Annotated in this window: 11 protein-coding genes; 1 reads left to right on the top strand and 10 read right to left on the bottom strand. The window is 54.1% G+C overall.

What is annotated here, in order from left to right; all coding sequences use genetic code 11:
* The first annotated feature begins 6 nt into the window (after positions 1-6).
* The gene (locus V9K95_RS07260) at positions 7-1,335 is read left to right on the top strand and encodes a bifunctional folylpolyglutamate synthase/dihydrofolate synthase (protein WP_336440311.1); all 1,329 of its coding nucleotides are present in this window, start codon (positions 7-9) and stop codon (positions 1,333-1,335) included.
* A gap of 57 nt (positions 1,336-1,392) precedes the next feature.
* Here V9K95_RS07260 and trxA read toward each other — a convergent pair whose 3' ends face one another.
* From trxA to V9K95_RS07210, 10 genes are all read right to left on the bottom strand, one after another.
* Positions 1,393-1,719, bottom strand: a complete 327-nt coding sequence (gene trxA, locus V9K95_RS07255) for a thioredoxin (RefSeq protein WP_115054532.1) — start codon at positions 1,717-1,719, stop codon at positions 1,393-1,395.
* A gap of 450 nt (positions 1,720-2,169) precedes the next feature.
* Positions 2,170-5,667, bottom strand: a complete 3,498-nt coding sequence (addA, locus tag V9K95_RS07250) for a double-strand break repair helicase AddA (RefSeq protein WP_336440312.1) — start codon at positions 5,665-5,667, stop codon at positions 2,170-2,172.
* Positions 5,664-8,804: a double-strand break repair protein AddB gene (gene addB / locus V9K95_RS07245; protein WP_336440313.1), complete on the bottom strand. Its 3,141-nt coding sequence runs from the start codon at positions 8,802-8,804 to the stop codon at positions 5,664-5,666. Before addB ends, addA begins: the two co-directional genes overlap by 4 nt.
* Positions 8,797-9,519 (bottom strand): nucleotidyltransferase family protein, encoded by a 723-nt coding sequence (locus tag V9K95_RS07240; protein ID WP_115054529.1) that lies wholly within the window; start codon positions 9,517-9,519, stop codon positions 8,797-8,799. The genes addB and V9K95_RS07240 overlap by 8 nt, the downstream gene beginning before the upstream one ends.
* Complete coding sequence (gene tsaE, locus V9K95_RS07235; protein ID WP_336440314.1) at positions 9,516-11,030, bottom strand: tRNA (adenosine(37)-N6)-threonylcarbamoyltransferase complex ATPase subunit type 1 TsaE; 1,515 nt, start codon at positions 11,028-11,030, stop codon at positions 9,516-9,518. The genes V9K95_RS07240 and tsaE overlap by 4 nt, the downstream gene beginning before the upstream one ends.
* Positions 11,031-11,035: 5 nt before the next feature.
* Positions 11,036-13,564 (bottom strand): ATP-binding protein, encoded by a 2,529-nt coding sequence (locus V9K95_RS07230; RefSeq protein ID WP_442958543.1) that lies wholly within the window; start codon positions 13,562-13,564, stop codon positions 11,036-11,038.
* 205 nt (positions 13,565-13,769) lie between these two features.
* Positions 13,770-15,170: an adenosylhomocysteinase gene (gene ahcY / locus V9K95_RS07225; protein WP_336440316.1), complete on the bottom strand. Its 1,401-nt coding sequence runs from the start codon at positions 15,168-15,170 to the stop codon at positions 13,770-13,772.
* Positions 15,171-15,343: 173 nt separating this feature from the next.
* The gene (locus V9K95_RS07220; protein WP_115054526.1) at positions 15,344-16,489 is read right to left on the bottom strand and encodes an alpha-hydroxy-acid oxidizing protein; all 1,146 of its coding nucleotides are present in this window, start codon (positions 16,487-16,489) and stop codon (positions 15,344-15,346) included.
* A gap of 56 nt (positions 16,490-16,545) precedes the next feature.
* A complete protein-coding gene (locus tag V9K95_RS07215) occupies positions 16,546-16,860 on the bottom strand; it encodes an HPr family phosphocarrier protein (protein WP_115054525.1) in 315 nt (104 codons plus the stop codon).
* Between the two features lie 9 nt (positions 16,861-16,869).
* On the bottom strand, positions 16,870-17,271 hold the full coding sequence (locus tag V9K95_RS07210) for a PTS sugar transporter subunit IIA (protein WP_115054524.1): 402 nt from the start codon (positions 17,269-17,271) through the stop codon (positions 16,870-16,872).
* Positions 17,272-17,295 lie beyond the last annotated feature (24 nt).

Below are 17,295 nucleotides of genomic sequence, written 5' to 3'. Positions count from 1 at the left end.
ATTTTGATGTCATCACGCGCGTCACAGGAAATAGAGCGGCTTCTCGGACTGCATCCTAAAGGTTTTGACCTTTCGCTGGGCAGGATTACCCGGCTTCTGGATACGCTCGGTAATCCCCATTTGAACCTGCCGCCGGTCATTCATGTGGCTGGCACAAATGGCAAAGGCTCTGCCACCGCCTTTTCCCGCGCATTGCTGGAAGCGGCGGGCTATACGGTCCATGTTCATACGTCCCCGCATCTTGTGCGTTGGCATGAGCGTTATCGCCTTGGTGCGCCCGGAAAGGGCAAGATTGTCGATGACGATACGCTGTTCGAGGCGGTTCGGCGTGTGGCTGATGCCAATGCAGGGCAGCAGATTACGGTCTTCGAAATTCTGACCGCCGTGACTTTTGTCCTTTTCGCCGAGCACCCCGCCGATGCCGTCCTCCTTGAGGTTGGGCTTGGGGGACGTTTCGATGCAACCAACGTCATTCCAGAGCCTGCCGTCAGCGTTATCATGCCGATTTCGCTCGATCATCAGTCCTATCTCGGAGATCGAGTTGAGCTGATTGCCGCCGAAAAGGCCGGTATCATCAAGGCGGGTTGTCCGGTTATTATCGGCGCACAGGAACATGATGCGGCACGCACAGTGTTGATCGAGACTGCCGAGCGCCGTGATTGCCCTTATAGTGTCTATGGTCAGGATTTCCTGAGTTTCGAAGAGCGCGGACGCATGGTCTATCAGGACAATATAGGCTTGATGGATCTGCCTCTGCCCAACCTGCCCGGCCGCCATCAATTGGCAAATGCCGCCGCAGCGATTCAGGCGGTCAGGACTGCGGGCTTTACCATTCCCGACCACGCCGTTGAAACAGCGATGGGTACAGTTGAATGGCCCGCCCGGATGCAGCGCCTGACCAAGGGCAACCTGGTCGATATGGCAGTGCCCGGCTCAGAAATCTGGCTCGATGGCGGGCATAATCCCGGAGCTGGCATGGTGATCGCTGAGGCAATTGCCACGTTGGAGGATCGCAGCCAGCGTCCGCTATTTTTGATTACCGGAATGATCAATACCAAGGACCCTGTAGGGTATTTTGAGGCTTTTACGGGCATGGCGCGGCATGTTTACACGGTGCCGATCAGATCAAGCGATGCAGGCATTCCCCATGAGGAACTCGCTCTGGCAGCGCAAGAAGCCGGACTTTCCGCCGAGCCTGTTTATTCGGTGGAAAACGCCTTGAAAATCCTGCGCGATAGCTGGGACAAGTCCGAGCCCGCTCCACGGATATTGATTGGCGGATCGCTCTATCTGGCTGGCGACGTGCTTTCAGAAAACGGAACGCCGCCGCAGTAACTTCCAATAACAAAAAGCCCGCTTTACAGCGGGCTTTTCGATGAATATCAGAACTGATCAAGCAGCCGAGTTTTTGATCCAGTCGGAAAGCTTGCTCTTTGGAGCAGCGCCAACCAGATTGGCAGCGAGCTCACCATCCTTGAACATCAGCAAAGTCGGAATCGAGCGCACGCCAAACTGGGCAGCCAATTCAGGGTTCTCATCAATATTAACTTTGGCGATTGTAACTTTGCCATCCATTTCCGCAGCGATTTCTTCAAGCGCCGGTGCAATCATCTTGCAAGGGCCACACCATTCTGCCCAAAAATCCACAACGACAGGCTGACCGGCCTGAATTACATCGGACTGGAAATTGCTGGTGTCAATTTTGACGGTGGTAGCCATGAAGCTGTTCCTTAACCTTGTGAATGTGTTGCCCATCATGTGGTGAGTCTGCTGTGCCTAGTCAAGCCGACTCATGTCACGATTCAGTGCAATCTGTCACCTGACGGCTTTCAACCCTGCGTTTGTTGCTCAAAGCACTACTTCAATCGTATTTCGTCAAGCAGTTTGAGGGCGAAGCAGCAGCACGGATCCAGCCAGTGCACCAGGGAGATGGCCTCCCTGGCTGAGGCATACGGCCATATGCCCTCAAACTTGGAGCAATAGATATGTGGTATCTGCCAATGTCTATTACCTTTGAGGTACGAAAAACCCGGACCAGCTGGACACTGACAATCCGGGTTTCATTCGTAACATCATAGGGAAGTGGGGTGGGCAAAGCTCACCCCACACTCCAAAATCAATATAGCAGCTTTCTTGCCAATTCCAAGACGGGAACAATCCTGTCCAGTTTCAAGCCATTCGCTCAAGAGCAATCTGCATGGCGTCCACCGGGATGTCGATAAGATGGGGACCTTCGGTGAAAAGCAAAGCCGCTTCTACTGTCTTGCCGGGATAAAGCGGCTCAAGCAGCTTCCGGTAAAGGGCAAGCTGAGCGATATAGGCATCTGGAACCGTCGACAGATTTTGCGGCGGAGGACGGTTAGTCTTGTAGTCGACAATTACAACCCGGCTTTCGCTCACAGCAAGCCTGTCAATAACGCCGGAAACCGCATGATCCTTACCGCGAATATGCAGCGTTCCCATGATTGCGACTTCCGCCAATGAACCTGGCGCGAAGACCGGCGCAAAATCGGCTGAATTCAGCACAGCAAAGACCGAGTTAAGCGCCTTCTCGATCTCCTCCGGTTCCCAATCATAAGCGGCGCGGCTGAGATAACGCTGAGCCGCCTGCGCACGTTGTTCGTCCGGAATATCGGGCAAAGTCTGCAACAGCGCGTGGATGACCGTGCCGCGGCGGATGGCGAAAGCGGGATTCTTTCCATCTGTCAGTAGCACCGGCGAACCTGTGACCAGCGGCGCCTCATCATCGGGCTCGATCAGCACCGATACGCCCGATGGTGCAAGGGGCCTTGGCAAGCCCGCTTCCCGAGGCATCGGTATGCGATAGGTAGGAGGAAAGGGAACGGCCCTTGGCTCAAGGGGAAGCTCAGGTTCTACAGGTCCCATGGTCGCCCGTTCAGTCAGCCTGTAAAATTTGGCGGTGACGGATTCGACAGGATGTTGCATTGGTTTGCTCAATTCGCCCAAGGCGGCTTCCACCAACCCATGCCATGTGTCCGGCGCCTGCCGCGATCCACGATAGCCACAAATGATGAGTCTATCTTCAGCACGTGTCATGCCGACATAAAGCAGGCGGCGATATTCTTCTTCTGCCCTTACCTTCAGCTTATCGACAAGGCCCGCCGAGAAAGCAGTCGCATAGGCCTTTCCGGGTACGAACAAAAACCCTTTGCCCTCCCAGCCGCTATATTCTCTCATATCGAAAGAAAGCAGATTGGACATACGCCCGCCTGAAGAAGCCGAACTGCCGGAATCGACGAGGAATACCACGGCGGCTTCAAGGCCCTTCGCAGCATGCACCGTCATGATGCGGACTTCATTACGGCTTTGATCCAGCTCCCGCTTGATTTCCGGCGTTACTGCTTCCAGCGTTTCCAAAAATGCCTGCAAGCCCGGCAAACCGGTTTTTTCGGTTGCGATTGCGTAGTTTTGGAACTCATCGATAACATCGCCCGCCTCATGGCCAAGACGTGCAAGAAGCTCACGGCGCGCGCCGCCGCGTCCAAGAATATCCGCATAAAACTCGAAGACTGGTACAGTATCGGCACGGTTGCGCCACTCCTGAAGACGCGCGGCAACCGGAGCCAGCAACAGATCATCCTTTGCCTGCGCCAATAGCCGCTCATAAAGCGTTTCATTAGCTGCCCGCTCATAACCGAGCGTAAAGAGCTGATCGTCATCCCACTTGAACAGGGGGCTTTTGAGGAGTGCCGCCAAGGACAGATCATCGGATGGCAAAAGCATGAACCGCCCGAGCGCCATGAGATCCTGGACTGCGATGTGATCCGTCAATTTCAGACGGTCTGCACCGGCGACCGGAACATGGCGCTTCTTTAATTCGCGCGACAAAGCCGGCATGAACTGGTCACGCTTGCGTACCAGCACCATGATATCGCGTGCTTCAAGGCGCCGGTTCTGCCCTTCAATGATTTCACCATTCTTCAACCAGTGCTCAATGGTTCGGGCAATTTGCTCCGCAAGACGCACGGGTGGTGCTGGCAAACTATCAACTGGTGTTCGCCAGTCATCCTCTTCCGGTGTTGTTTCCGGTGTCAGCATATCCCAGATCTGCACTTCACCCGGATCATGGTCGCGGATTGCCGTATGAACTGTAGGGCCATGATCGACACCAAAGCCGCGATGGGCTTCCGGCCGCTCGAACACCTTGTCCACTGCAGACAGAACGTCCGGTGCAGAGCGGAACGAGAAGTTGAGATTAACGCGTTCAAAGGTCAGTTCAGCTTGGCCGGTTTTTTGCTCCGTCGCCTTGCCGTGTCTGGCAAAATCCTCTGGAATCGCACCTTGAAACGAGTAAATCGATTGCTTTTCGTCGCCGACTGCAAAAAGGGTGCGCCGCACATTGCGTGCGGTATTGCCGGTAAAGAATTCCTCGCTGAGAAGCCTTATCACGTTCCACTGGTTTGGGCTGGTATCCTGCGCTTCGTCGACGAGAATATGGTCAATTCCCTTGTCGAGCTTATATTGCACCCAAGGCCCTGCATCCTGCCGCGCAAGCAATGCCACGGTCCTGACAATGAGATCGTCAAAATCGAGAAGCCCGCGATTTCTTTTCATGTGCTCATAGCGGCCGATAAGGTCATCGACCACCACCAAGGCTGAAAAAGTCAGCCGGAGAAGGCGCAATTGCTTTAATTTATCCAAACCCTCGAACACGCGCTGTGCAGCGCGGTCGAATCGCTCGATGAAATCCGGAAAGCGTTCTGTTACGCCCTTTGTGCCGATATAGGCGCCACTTTTGGGCTCTCCTGTTGCCTTGATAAACGCGGTTCGCAATGCCTCTTCGCGTTGGTCAGACTCCGGCCCAAACTTGGCGTCGAGCAGGATCATCGCAAATTCCTGCGCTCGTGCGGCACTCTTTTGAATGTCGAGGATCGAACGCAGCATTTCCCGGTCAAATTCCTGAACCGGCCACAGTGCCGAAAGGATATCGTCTTCTGTTTCAGTGCCGGTAAATCCGAAATGGGAGTAGAACGCCGTCCTGCGCAGGTCGTCTTGCCCGACTTCTCGAATAAAGCGGGTAAGATCATTGCGCTTGGTGACCGCCTCATCAAGAAGCTGTTGCAGGCCGAACTCCCCGGCAGCGTCAAGCACATCCGCAAAGGCTGAAGCAAGCTCGACATTATGATCAAGACGCGCTGCTTGCAGCACCTGCCGCCGCGCTTCGCCAATAAGCGCAACCTGCATCATGTCGTCCATCAGTTCGAAATGACCGGCAATATTCGCCTCTAACGGAAACTGATGCAGAATGGCTTCGCAAAAGGCGTGAATGGTTTGTATCTTGAGGCCGCCGGGGGTCTCAAGCGCCCGCGCAAACAAGCGGCGCGCCTGAGCCAGCCGCTTTGGTCCGGGCCGTGCACCGTCAATGTCCTCAATGATTTTTGCCAGTGCGTCGCCATCCATGGTTGCCCAATCGGAAAGGCGTGCAAAGACACGGTTTTGCATCACCGCCGCAGCAGCTTTCGTATAGGTCAGGCACAGGATTTTCGACGGGTCGGTGCCATCCAGCAGCAAGCGGATGACACGGTCCGTCAAGACATAGGTTTTGCCGGAGCCCGCATTTGCCGACACCCAGACAGAGTCCTTTGGATTTGCTGCCCTGCTCTGGTTGCGCGTGGTTTCCGGCGGGATGGTTCGAGGCTTTCTCATTCGCCCTCCCCTCCCTCTTCAGCGCCACCAGCCGACCACTCCAAAACGCGGGCCAGATGGTCATAATCGCCGGTCAAATCACTTTCCCTGAATGGCAGAGCACGGGACAGATAGCCCTTATGCGGATCACCATAGGCCGTCAGCAATTCATTGAGACGCAGCCACGACAATTCGCCCAACTCCGGCGCAGTTTTTTCACTTCCATTGGCAGCCGTGCCGATTCTTAAAATGGATTCCGGATCAACTTTTCCATTTGGCCGTAACCGCACATAAAGAAGATCGGCAGCTTTGCGTGCCCCAACCTCATGAAACGCACCCCGTGCCAGCAATGCGGCTTCCAGCGCTAGCTGCGGCGACAAAAGAACATGGGCCTGCCGCTTGGATGGTGTTGATCCGGTCTTGTAGTCAATGATGTCAACCGTACCGTCGCGGCGCAAATCCACTCGGTCTGCCCGGCCTGAAAGTGTGACGCCAGTTGCTTCGACGACAATCTTTTTGGAAGCAATTTCGGGATGACGTTCGGAAATCAGATGGTCTCGTAGCCGCTCCCAGTTCAGATATTCCGGCACCAGCGATTGGAACCTGGGCCACCAGACTGCATCGATTTCTTCCGGTAGCGCGATGTCGTCAAAATACTGCCTGCCTATTTCCAGAAGACGTTTGGCGGCATTCGCATCAAGAGGATCAATGCCCTGTTCCGTGAAATGCGCGAGGATATTGTGAAAGAGCGAACCGCGCTCAGCCACGTCAGGATCACGGATCAATGGCTCAATGGGCCGCAACCGCAAAATGCGCTTGGCAAAGATGGCATAGGGATCGCGCCGGAGCGTCTCTATTTCTGTAACTGAGAAGTGCTTGGGGCGGGCTGTTAAAGGCGGCTTCGGTTCCGGTCGTTTGACAAAATCCTCATCCGGCGCGTGGTCGATTTCCCGCGCCCATCCAAGATATTTTGCCCCACGCCTGCGCAGCTCTCCGGTAGCGTCATTGCCAAGAACCGTCTCCAGCCTTTGCAACCAGCGCGAAGCAACCGTTGGCGCATTTGCTGAGCGCTGTGCACGTGTAAGAATGACCTGGTCCATTCCCAGCGCCATCTGAAAATCGTGCGCGGCAAGGCCGGTGCGCCGCTCCGGCGGATCAAGATTTATAATGGATTTCATCGGCCGTGACATGAACGGATCATTGCGCGTTTTACCCGGCCATGAGCCCTCATTCAGTCCGCCGATAATCATCGTATCGACCGTTTGCAATCGCGCTTCCAGTGCGCCCCAGATAAACAGGCGCGGATGCGCGCCCGCTTTTGGTTTTACAACCTCTCCCGCAATCAAAGCTTCCATCATTGCGGGGAATTCGCCGACAGAAAAATCGAGCTGCGAATCCGCCGAGATCAGATTGCGCAGGAAGGCGGCGAATTGTTCACCGGCCGCTCCACTATAAAGTGCAGCAATATCTCCCTGATCATCCCGCACCAGATTTTCCAGACTGGCAACAACCGCCTGAATGATCTGCGGCAGCTGTACAGATTCCGTGACTCCAACAAAATGAATCAAGGGTTCCATCGCACCGCTAAGCGCCTTGCAGACGATATGCGCGGACTCAATTCTTGCAGCGCTGATCTGGCGAAGCCAGGCCGGTTCAAATGGCGTAGATCCTGTTTCGGCAAGGCGTCTTTCGAAATGTTGCTGGAAATCCGATAGGGTGGCTCGCCCTGTACCACCACGCAGCGCAACCAGTTCAATAGTTTCTGCAGCCTGGCGAACCCTGACACGATCAAGGCCAAGCCGCGTCAGTGGATGTTTTAGCAAAGCCAGTAACGCAACCGGATCCCCGGGATTGAAAACAATATCCAGGACCAGTCGCATCAAAGCCGCAGGTTGCGTTTCGCGCATGGCATGTCCACCGGAATCATCAGCGGCTATATTGAACCGCGCGAGTTCCGTTGACACACGGCGGGCAAGATCGCGATCGGCGGTGATCAGAGCTGCGGTCTTGCCCGGTTGTTCTATGGAATCGCGCAAGGCCACTGCGATGCTCAGCGCTTCCTCGCGCTCATTTGAGGCTTCAATCAAGGCAATGGAGGCAACGGCGGCGGAAAACTGACTGCTGTTCCGGTTAATTTGCGCCCACGCCTCACTCGTGTCGGCGGGGCGCATCGCCTCGGCCAAAAGGTTTTCGCGTTGGCGTTTTTCTGGAGTGACGCCGCCCAGCACAATCACATCCTGACGCAGCACACCCAGTTCACCGAGCAGTTTGCGCAGTCCATATTGCGGGTGACCAAAAATCGAAGGATTGTCTGCAGTGCTTGCCAAAACATCCCAACTGACGGCATCCATATCGCGATCAAGCCCTGGAAGGACCAGGGCGCCCATGGGCAATGAAGCAATAGCAGCCAAGAGCTTTGCCGTTGCAGGTATGGATCCAGTAGAGCCCGCCGCAATGACAGGACCCTGCGACGCCTTGCGCAGGAGCCTTTCGGCTTCAAGCTCGATCAGGCGGTTACGGTGGGCAGCGGGGTTGGAACGTCTGCGTTCAGCCAGAATATCGGGCCAAAGGCTTGTGACGATGTTTAGAAAATCGAGAGTGACCTGCCACCAATTCGGCAGTTCTTCAGAAACAATATTGGAAAGCGTTGACCATCCGGCAGCTTCAGTCTCAACCTGATCCATGAGTCCGGCAAGATCGCGGGCAAGCCAGATCGCATCGGCGGTCGTTGCCGGAATGGCAATTTCCTCATTTCCAAACAAGGCACGCACATGTTCTGGCAGGCGTTCGCGCCAAGGCCGGACCAGTCGCGCTAAAAGCAAAAGTCTCTCGACACTGCCTATTGCCGGCAGAAGGTCGAAGAAGGCATCGGAACCCATGTCGAACATGGCTGCATCTTCATCGACATCGCCCAATGCTCGGATTACTGGCAGGATCGCTGATTTAACCGGGCTTTTCTCGACAAGTAGCGAACGCAGCGTTCGCGCTGCACGACGGGTCGGCACATAGATTGTAGCATGGGCCAGCGCCATTGGATCATTGGGGTTTGCAGGATAACCCGGAATCAAGGCTCCCGATTGCAGCGCATCCACAAGCGCCGGAAGAAAAGGCGTACCCGGCGCTATGGAGAAAATATTCGGATTCTGGCGCTCAGCCATGAATCCCCTGCTTGGCAATAGCGGCATCTGCCTCTTCTATTGCATCCGGCGTGCCGACTGTCAGCCAAATGCCATCCATCGGCAGTCCAAAGAGCCTGTCAGCTGCAATCGCTTCATCGAAATATCGGTTCAATGATACTTTACCCGATGGAGCATTCGCGAAAATGCGCGGATGGATGATCGCCGCTCCGGCATAAATATAGGGCGATGTCTCACCCGGCTTCAAACGGCGCAATTGCCCGGTATTGCTCATGCTGAAATCGCCACCACCTTCGCGTCCAACAGCCTGATCCATATGGGCAATCATCAAGAGAATATCCATGCTCGCATCATTCCACCCTTCGGCAAGCAGGACAAGATTGGGTTTGTCGCTATCGGTCCAGAAAGTATCGGCATTCAAAACATAGAATGGTTCAGAGCCAATTTGCGGCAGGGCTTTGATGATACCCCCCGCAGAGTCGAGCAACTGCTCTCTTTCATTGGAGATTTCGATCAATGGCGCTGTGCGCTCCATCAGATGCGTTTCAAGCTGGTCGGCAAGATAATGCACATTGACCACGGCGCGTCGCACGCCAGCGCCGGCAAGCGAATCCAGCCCCCAATCGATCAATGATTTGCCGGCTACCTTTACCAAAGGTTTTGGTATTGTATCGGTTATCGGTGCCATGCGTTTTCCCAAACCGGCAGCGAGAACCATAGCTGTATGCGGTGTCATGCCTTAATCCTTTGGGCGAGTATTCCATTCTTTTCGCACCAATCCTTGACTGGCGCCAGAGCCGGATGATCAATAACCCGCTCCAGATAAGTTTGAATACGCGGAAGATGCCTCAAATAAAATGGTTTGCCGTCGCGCTCATCGAGCCGAACGAATATGCCAAGAATCTTTGCATTGCGCTGCGCCGCCATAATGGCAAAGGCTTTTTTGAAACCGGTCTCATCAAAAGCTGTGCTTCCCGCGCGACGCTCTTCAATATAGGCCGCAAGCAACAAATCCTGCATGTCGGGCTCAATCGTCACGCGCGCATCCATGATGAGAGATGCGACATCATAGGCCGAAGGACCGAGCATCGCATCCTGAAAATCAATCAGGCCAACGCGTTCAATACCTGATCTATGAGCCTGCCAAAGGATGTTGGGTGAGTGAACATCGCGCAGGAGCAGGGATTGCTCGGCATTACTAAGCTGGCTAAATACATTATCCCATGCAGCGATATAACTGCTCTTCAAATTGGGACTTATCACTGTTCCGTTCATGCGCGGCACATACCAGTCCGACAAAAGCTCAACTTCAATCATCATCGCATCCCGGTCGAAATGATGCAGACGATGCGTAGCTCCATTTCCTACGGGGATATCCTGCGGCCATATGAATTGATGGAGTTTGGCCAGCAAGCGCACAGCAGCCTCATAGCGCTCGAAGATGGGCGCTCCATCCTTATCAAGAATACCATCACTGCCGAGATTTTCGATGACGAGAAAACCATGCTCCAAATCTTCGGCGTTGATATGCGGGACATTGAAGCCTTTGGACGCCAGGAGACGATCCAAGGCCACGAAAGCATTCACTGACTGGGAAAGATGCGCAATCTGCATGTAGGTTTTGCCATCGCGCAGGATTGGACCGCCCGGATTATAGGGTGAGTTCATCAGGATGAGCGGGGTTCCGCTGCCCGTCGACAAGGTCTCATAGCCCCGGGCGGATGCATCGCCGAGAAGATAATGCCGTTCAGCATGCGCTAAACCCGATCTTGCCAGAAACGAGCGGATGGCCAGAGAACGTTCCAATCGCGCCAGAACATCAAGGGGGCCCTCGATGAAGGCTTTGCGGCCACTTCCATGATCCTGCAACGTGATGCTCAAGCTGACCGGCGGCAAAAACCCGTCAGCGCGTTCGGGCCATTCGACCAGTACAATTCCATCAAGCAGCGCCTCGTCGAGCCCCAACTCGTCAATCTCATCGGCAGTCGAAAGACGGTACAGGTCGACATGGCTAATGGGCAGCCGCAATTCGGGATAGGATTGCACGATAGTAAAAGTCGGGCTTGGTACATCATAATCCGCATCATCAGCGATCGTACGGATTAAACCACGGGCAAATGTCGATTTGCCCGCACCAAGATCGCCGCTCAAAGCAATGAGATCCCCTTTGCGTAGGGACAGACCAACATCTTGGCCCAAGCGTGCCGTATCTTCAGCGTTCGCAAGTTCTACAGAAAGCGGGGGCATTCAGACTATTCGGCAGCGAGGCTGAAGGTACGCGCCTCCAGCGGGAATCGACAGGTAACCAGCGTGCCCTTGCCTGCAGAACTGTCTATATCAACTGTTCCACCATGCAATTCGACAAAGCCCTTCACGATGGACAGGCCCAGCCCCGCACCGCGTTTGCGCCCGCCATTCGGGTAAGGCTGGAAGCGCTTGAAAATGCTGTCGAGCACATAATCCGGCATTCCGGGGCCATTATCCATGACACTGAACACCATTTCCGTCTGTTCGCGCCAGCACTTGAGCGTAATCGTGCTGCCTTCCGGAGCATAGTTTGCCGCATTGCTCAAAAGATTGGACAGCACCTGTTTGATACGGGCTGCATCGGCACGGAACGAACCTGTGCCTGTCTCAATACGCGTATCGAGCAGAATATTATGTTCCTTGAGCCGGTCGGCGACTTTCTCCGATGCAACAGTGACGGCATCGGTGACGGAAACATCGCTGATATCGAGCTCCATGATCCCCGCATCCACAGTGGCCAGATCAAGAATGTCATTCACGATGGTCAAAAGCACTGATGAAGAAGTGCCGATATGATCAAGATAGTCCCGTTGACGGTCGTTCAACGGTCCGGTCATGGGCGTTTGGAGAAGCTCGGTAAAGCCCATAATATTGGTCAGCGGCGAACGCAGTTCATAAGAGACATGCTGGACAAAATCATTCTTCAGTTCGTCAGTACGCTCCAGCGCTTCGTTCTTTTCTTTCAGTGCACGCTCAACCTGAACAGAATCCGTCACATCGACGAAGGTGAGCATTGTCTGGCCATTGGGCAGTGGCGCCGTTGCATAAGACAATATTTTACCCGTTGTCAGCTCTATATGACCGGAGAGCGAGCGGCGCTCATCATCAAAACCAGTGACTGTCGTTACAAAGGATTCCCAATTATCCGCGTCCGATACAGGTTCGCACACCCGCCGGATTGCGGAAATATGCGTGCCTTCCGCTACCTGTTCGCTCTTCAGCGACCACAGGAAGGCAAAAGCAGGATTGGCAAGACGTACTTTTCCGTCTGACCCAAACACCGCAACACCTTCAGCAAGGTAGTCCAGCGTCTGGCCTTGCACTTTGATCAGCGTGTTATAACGGCTTTCGAGTTCAAGCTTTTCAGTCAGGTTCTCGAACACCCAGGTAACGCCGCCCTTCGGCTGGGGATTGACGATAACCCGCAATGTGCGGCCATCGGTCAGGTGCCAGACATATTCCTGCGATTCGATAGAATGATAGGCGGAAAGAACCTGTTCCTTCCAGCGCCGCCAATCCGGCTGCTCGGGCAATATGCCATCGCTGCGGAAACGGTCGAGCAACATGGCATTGTCAGGATTGCTCTCAAGGAATGGTGTCTCGAGACCCCACAATTTGGCGAATGCCTGATTGAAGAATTGCAACTTTCGGTTGGCATCAAACATTGCGACAGCCGAATTCAGCTGATCCAACGTATCCGAATGATTGAGAACAGTCCGTTTAAATTCCTCCCGGATCAACTCAGCTTCGCTGATATCGATTGCCATACCGGCAGATCCATTGCTTGCGGCAATATCGGTAACGCTGAATACGTGCCTGTCGCCGCCAACTACGGTCGAGAGTTGATCGTGGAATTTACGGTTCAGTGTCTTGTCGCGCTCTATGCGTTCGCGCGCCTGAACACCGAAAAGCTCGCGACCATCGCGAACCGCGCTATTGGGGTCGCGCTCGTCGACCGCCTTTGCATAGGCCAGATTAACCCAATTCAACTGACCTTCACTGCTACGGCTCCAGGCTGGCATATCGATTGCATCCAGCAGACCACGCAGCGTCGCGACAGCTTCGCTCAAATGATAGTTTTCGGCTTTAAGCATGGCTTGAGCGGCACGAACTTCGCCTGGATTGATGAAGCGCACGATAGCATATCCGCCAGAAGTGCGGCCCTGCACCTCCAGCGGCGTGCCTTTCGAGGTCTCGATGGCTATGTCGAAAGGACGGGCTTTCTCGCGCAGCGCCGATACTGACCGGTCCAGAAGCGTGACGGATTCAACCCGCAACCAGCGGCCAAAGGCCAGAAAGAGCGAGCGGCTTTCGGGCACGCCTATTTCAGGCGGCAGACTGCCGATGAGCACGGGAGTCGACGAGCTTCCCTCCCAAACTATAACGCGCTGATCCTTAAGATTGAGCAGGGCTTCGTTGCGCTGAACCGTGACATTCAGATCGGCAACCTTGTCGCGCAAATGGCGGTTCTCATGGGCAATGCGGCTACGCTCCCGAATGAGCCAGCCCGCGGAGAGCAGGGCAGCACCCATGGCACCAAGAAACATTGCGAACTGAACGACTTCAAACGTGCCGACTTTCATCCCGAAGGGAGTATCGATCAGGCCAAGCATATCTTCAGCGTGAGCAGAGAAGGAGGCAGTCAAAATGATTGGCAGCGCGGAAACTGCGCTCAATGCCCGGGTTTGCAGCCTGCTCAGCACGGATCGTTTGTGTGCTGCATCTTCACTGCGAACATCACCTTTAATTCTCATGTCAACCGTCGCAGCCCCATCCAGACGAATGACGATCCTCTTTTCCATCCGGTTTATCACCATTTGGCCCATCAAGAGCAACGTCATCCCGAATCACTACAATAAACCTTGAGGGAATCGACGGGAAGAACTATGCGCAAAAAAGAAAGCCGGAGAATTTGTCAATTCTCCGGCTTCTATATATTGTAGGTATATTCTAGCTATATCAATATCTGTAGTGGTCAGACTTGAATGGACCCTTTGGAGTCACCCCGATATAGGCAGCTTGTTCTTCCGAAAGAACCGACAATTTCGCTCCGAGCTTGTCGAGATGCAAGCGCGCAACCTTTTCGTCGAGATGTTTCGGCAGGACGTAGACTTCATTCTTGTACTGATCACCACGGCTATAAAGCTCAATCTGGGCCAGAACCTGATTGGTGAAGGAGGCTGACATAACGAAGCTTGGATGGCCTGTTGCGTTGCCCAAATTCAGCAGGCGGCCTTCGGACAGAAGCAAAAGACGCTTGCCGTCTGGGAACGAAATCATGTCGACTTGCGGCTTGATGTTGTTCCATTTGAGATTGCGCAGGGCCGAAACCTGGATCTCGTTGTCAAAGTGTCCAATATTGCCGACAATGACCATGTCTTTCATCTGACGCATATGGTCGATGGTGATGACATCCTTATTGCCGGTCGTGGTGATGATAATATCAGCCGTTGGTGCTGCGTCTTCCAGCGTGACGACTTCAAAACCATCCATGGCTGCCTGCAAAGCACAGATCGGATCGACTTCAGTTACCTTGACACGAGCACCGGCACCCAGCAGCGACTGGGCCGAGCCTTTGCCGACATCGCCGTAACCGCAAACAACAGCGACCTTACCGGCCATCATGACGTCGGTTGCGCGGCGAATACCGTCAACCAGCGATTCCTTGCAGCCATATTTATTGTCGAATTTCGACTTGGTAACACTGTCATTGACGTTGATTGCGGGGAAAGGCAGCAGGCCCTTCTTTTGCAACTGATAGAGACGGTTAACGCCCGTTGTGGTTTCTTCGGTAACACCCTTGATCGCATCGCGCTGCTTGGTGAAGAAGCCCGGAGTTTCCTTCATGCGCTTCTTGATCTGCGCGAAGAGGATTTCCTCTTCTTCGCTTTCCGGCTTCGAAAGAACATCTTCGCCAGCTTCGGCGCGCGCGCCGATTAGAATATACATTGTGGCGTCGCCGCCATCATCGAGAATCATGTTGGACGGCTGACCATCCGGCCACTGGAAAATCTGATCCGTATAGGTCCAATATTCTTCGAGCGACTCGCCTTTAATCGCAAATACCGGCGTGCCGGTTGCGGCAATGGCTGCTGCAGCATGGTCCTGGGTAGAGAAAATATTGCATGATGCCCAGCGTACTTTTGCACCCAGCTCCTGCAAAGTCTCGATCAGAACCGCTGTCTGAATGGTCATGTGCAGTGAGCCGGTGATGCGCGCGCCTTTGAGCGGCTGCGACTTGCCGAATTCTTCACGGCTGGCCATCAGACCTGGCATTTCGGTTTCAGCAATGTCCATTTCCTTGCGGCCCCACGCGGCCAGCTCAAGGTCCTTGACTACGTAATCCTGCTTATCGGCCATCTTTTTTCAGCTCCGTCTTTGTTATTTGGATCGGCAAGGCCCAGTTTTTCAGACCGCCGGAGATGCGCTTGACTAGCAGATATGCCATCCGCACACAATGGGATATAAAGAAATCCTTATGCGTGCATATGCGGCATCAAGCAACTGCGCCATTTCTGTTGATGATTTTGATTTTACCGGAAGCGCAGGTTCTCGCGGGAAAGCTGATCAATGGAGGTGCAGCCCATAAGCTTCATGCCTCTTTCAACCTCTATTCTCAAGAGATCGACAGCGCGATCGACCCCTTCCTGTCCAGCGGCAGCGAGCGGAAACAAATAATACCGGCCGACACCCACCGCCTTTGCGCCTAGGGAAAGCGCCTTCAAGACATGCGTTCCCCGCTGAACGCCGCCATCCATGATCACGTCAATCTTGTCGCCGACAGCATCGACAATTTCGGCCAGCTGATCAAAGGCAGCGCGCGATCCATCCAGCTGGCGGCCACCGTGATTTGAAAGGATGATACCCGTGCAGCCGATATCAACTGCTCTTTTTGCATCGGCCACCGACATGATGCCCTTAAGACAAAACTGCCCCGACCAGAGCTTGACCATTTTTTCCACATCATCCCAATCCAAGGACGGATCGAGCATCTCCGTGAAATATTTGCTGATCGACATGGCTCCGCTTTCCATCTGCACATGCCCTTCAAGCTGCGGCAGCCTGAACTTTTCATGTGAAAGATAGTTCAACGCCCACATCGGCTTGATGGCGAATTGCAGCATTCCTGCCAGATTGAGTTTGAAAGGAATGGAAAAACCGGTCCGCTTGTCACGTTCGCGGTTTCCGCCGGTAATACTATCGACGGTCAGCATCATCACTTCAACGCCCGCACCCTTGGCGCGCTCCATCATGGCGTGGTTGAGCCCGCGATCCTTGTGAAAATAGAATTGATAGACCTGCGGGCCGCTATGCTGCTTGCGCAACTGCTCAAGATCGACAGTTCCAAGCGAGGAAACACCAAACATTGTGCCATATTTGGAAGCGACATTGGCCACGGCATGTTCGCCGCGATGATGGAAGAGACGCTGCAAGGCTGTTGGAGACAAATAGAATGGCAGGGCCAATTTCTGTCCCATAATCGTTACCGACATATCGACGGATTCAACGCCGCGAAGAACGCTTGGGAGAAGGTCGCAATTTTCAAAACTTGCAGCGTTGCGGCGCAGCGTAACCTCATCATCAGCCGCTCCATCGATATAGTCGAAGATGGGGCCGGGCAGACGCCGCTTGGCCAAGGCTCTGAAATCATGGAAATTATAGCAATCGCGCAGACGCATCGAAACCTCGTATCGGGCTTGGGAATCAGGAAAAGTGATCTCTCAGCGATCGAGGCTCAGGCTTCTTCACCAAATTTATCCGCAATCAAAACGCCAAGCGCTTTCATGACTTCGGAAGCCTGGCGACCAGAGGCGCTGACTTTGATGCAGCAACCGGGCGAAGCTGCCAGCATCATCAATCCCATGATTGAGGTGCCGCCGACGGTCATTCCATCTTTTTCGACACGCACATGAGCATCATATCCGTCAACCAGTTGGACGAACTTCGCAGAAGCACGCGCATGCAAGCCACGCCTGTTGACGATCTCGAACAATTCAACGAGCGCGTTTTCCGCATTAAATGTGCCAGTCGTTTCGGCAGTCAGACGCATTTACTACCTCTATTTGGCTGTCAGCACTTGGCTGGCAACATTAATGTACTTGCGTCCGGCATCCTGACTTTCCTTCAAGGAGGCAGCCATGTCGTTGGTAAGCCGAACACTGGAAAGCTTGATCAGCATTGGAAGATTAACGCCGGCGATAACTTCCACACGTCCAGCTTCCATTACCGAAATTGCAAGATTGGAAGGTGTTCCGCCAAACATGTCGGTGAGGATAATGACGCCTGAGCCATTGTCAGCGCGAGCGACAGCATCAACGATGTCCCGCCGGCGCTGCTCCATATCATCATCTGCACCGATCGAGACGGTCTCCAGATATTCCTGCTGCCCGACCACATGCTCAACCGCATGATGAAACTCTTCGGCCAGTCTTCCGTGCGTCACAAGCACGAGTCCGATCATTCTGAAACTGCTCCTGTCGCGCCA

This window comes from Phyllobacterium sp. CCNWLW183 (assembly GCF_037203775.1).
Taxonomy (GTDB): domain Bacteria; phylum Pseudomonadota; class Alphaproteobacteria; order Rhizobiales; family Rhizobiaceae; genus Phyllobacterium; species Phyllobacterium ifriqiyense.
Note: the sequence above shows the minus strand (reverse complement) of the source record. Positions and strands in the feature narration are given on the sequence as shown.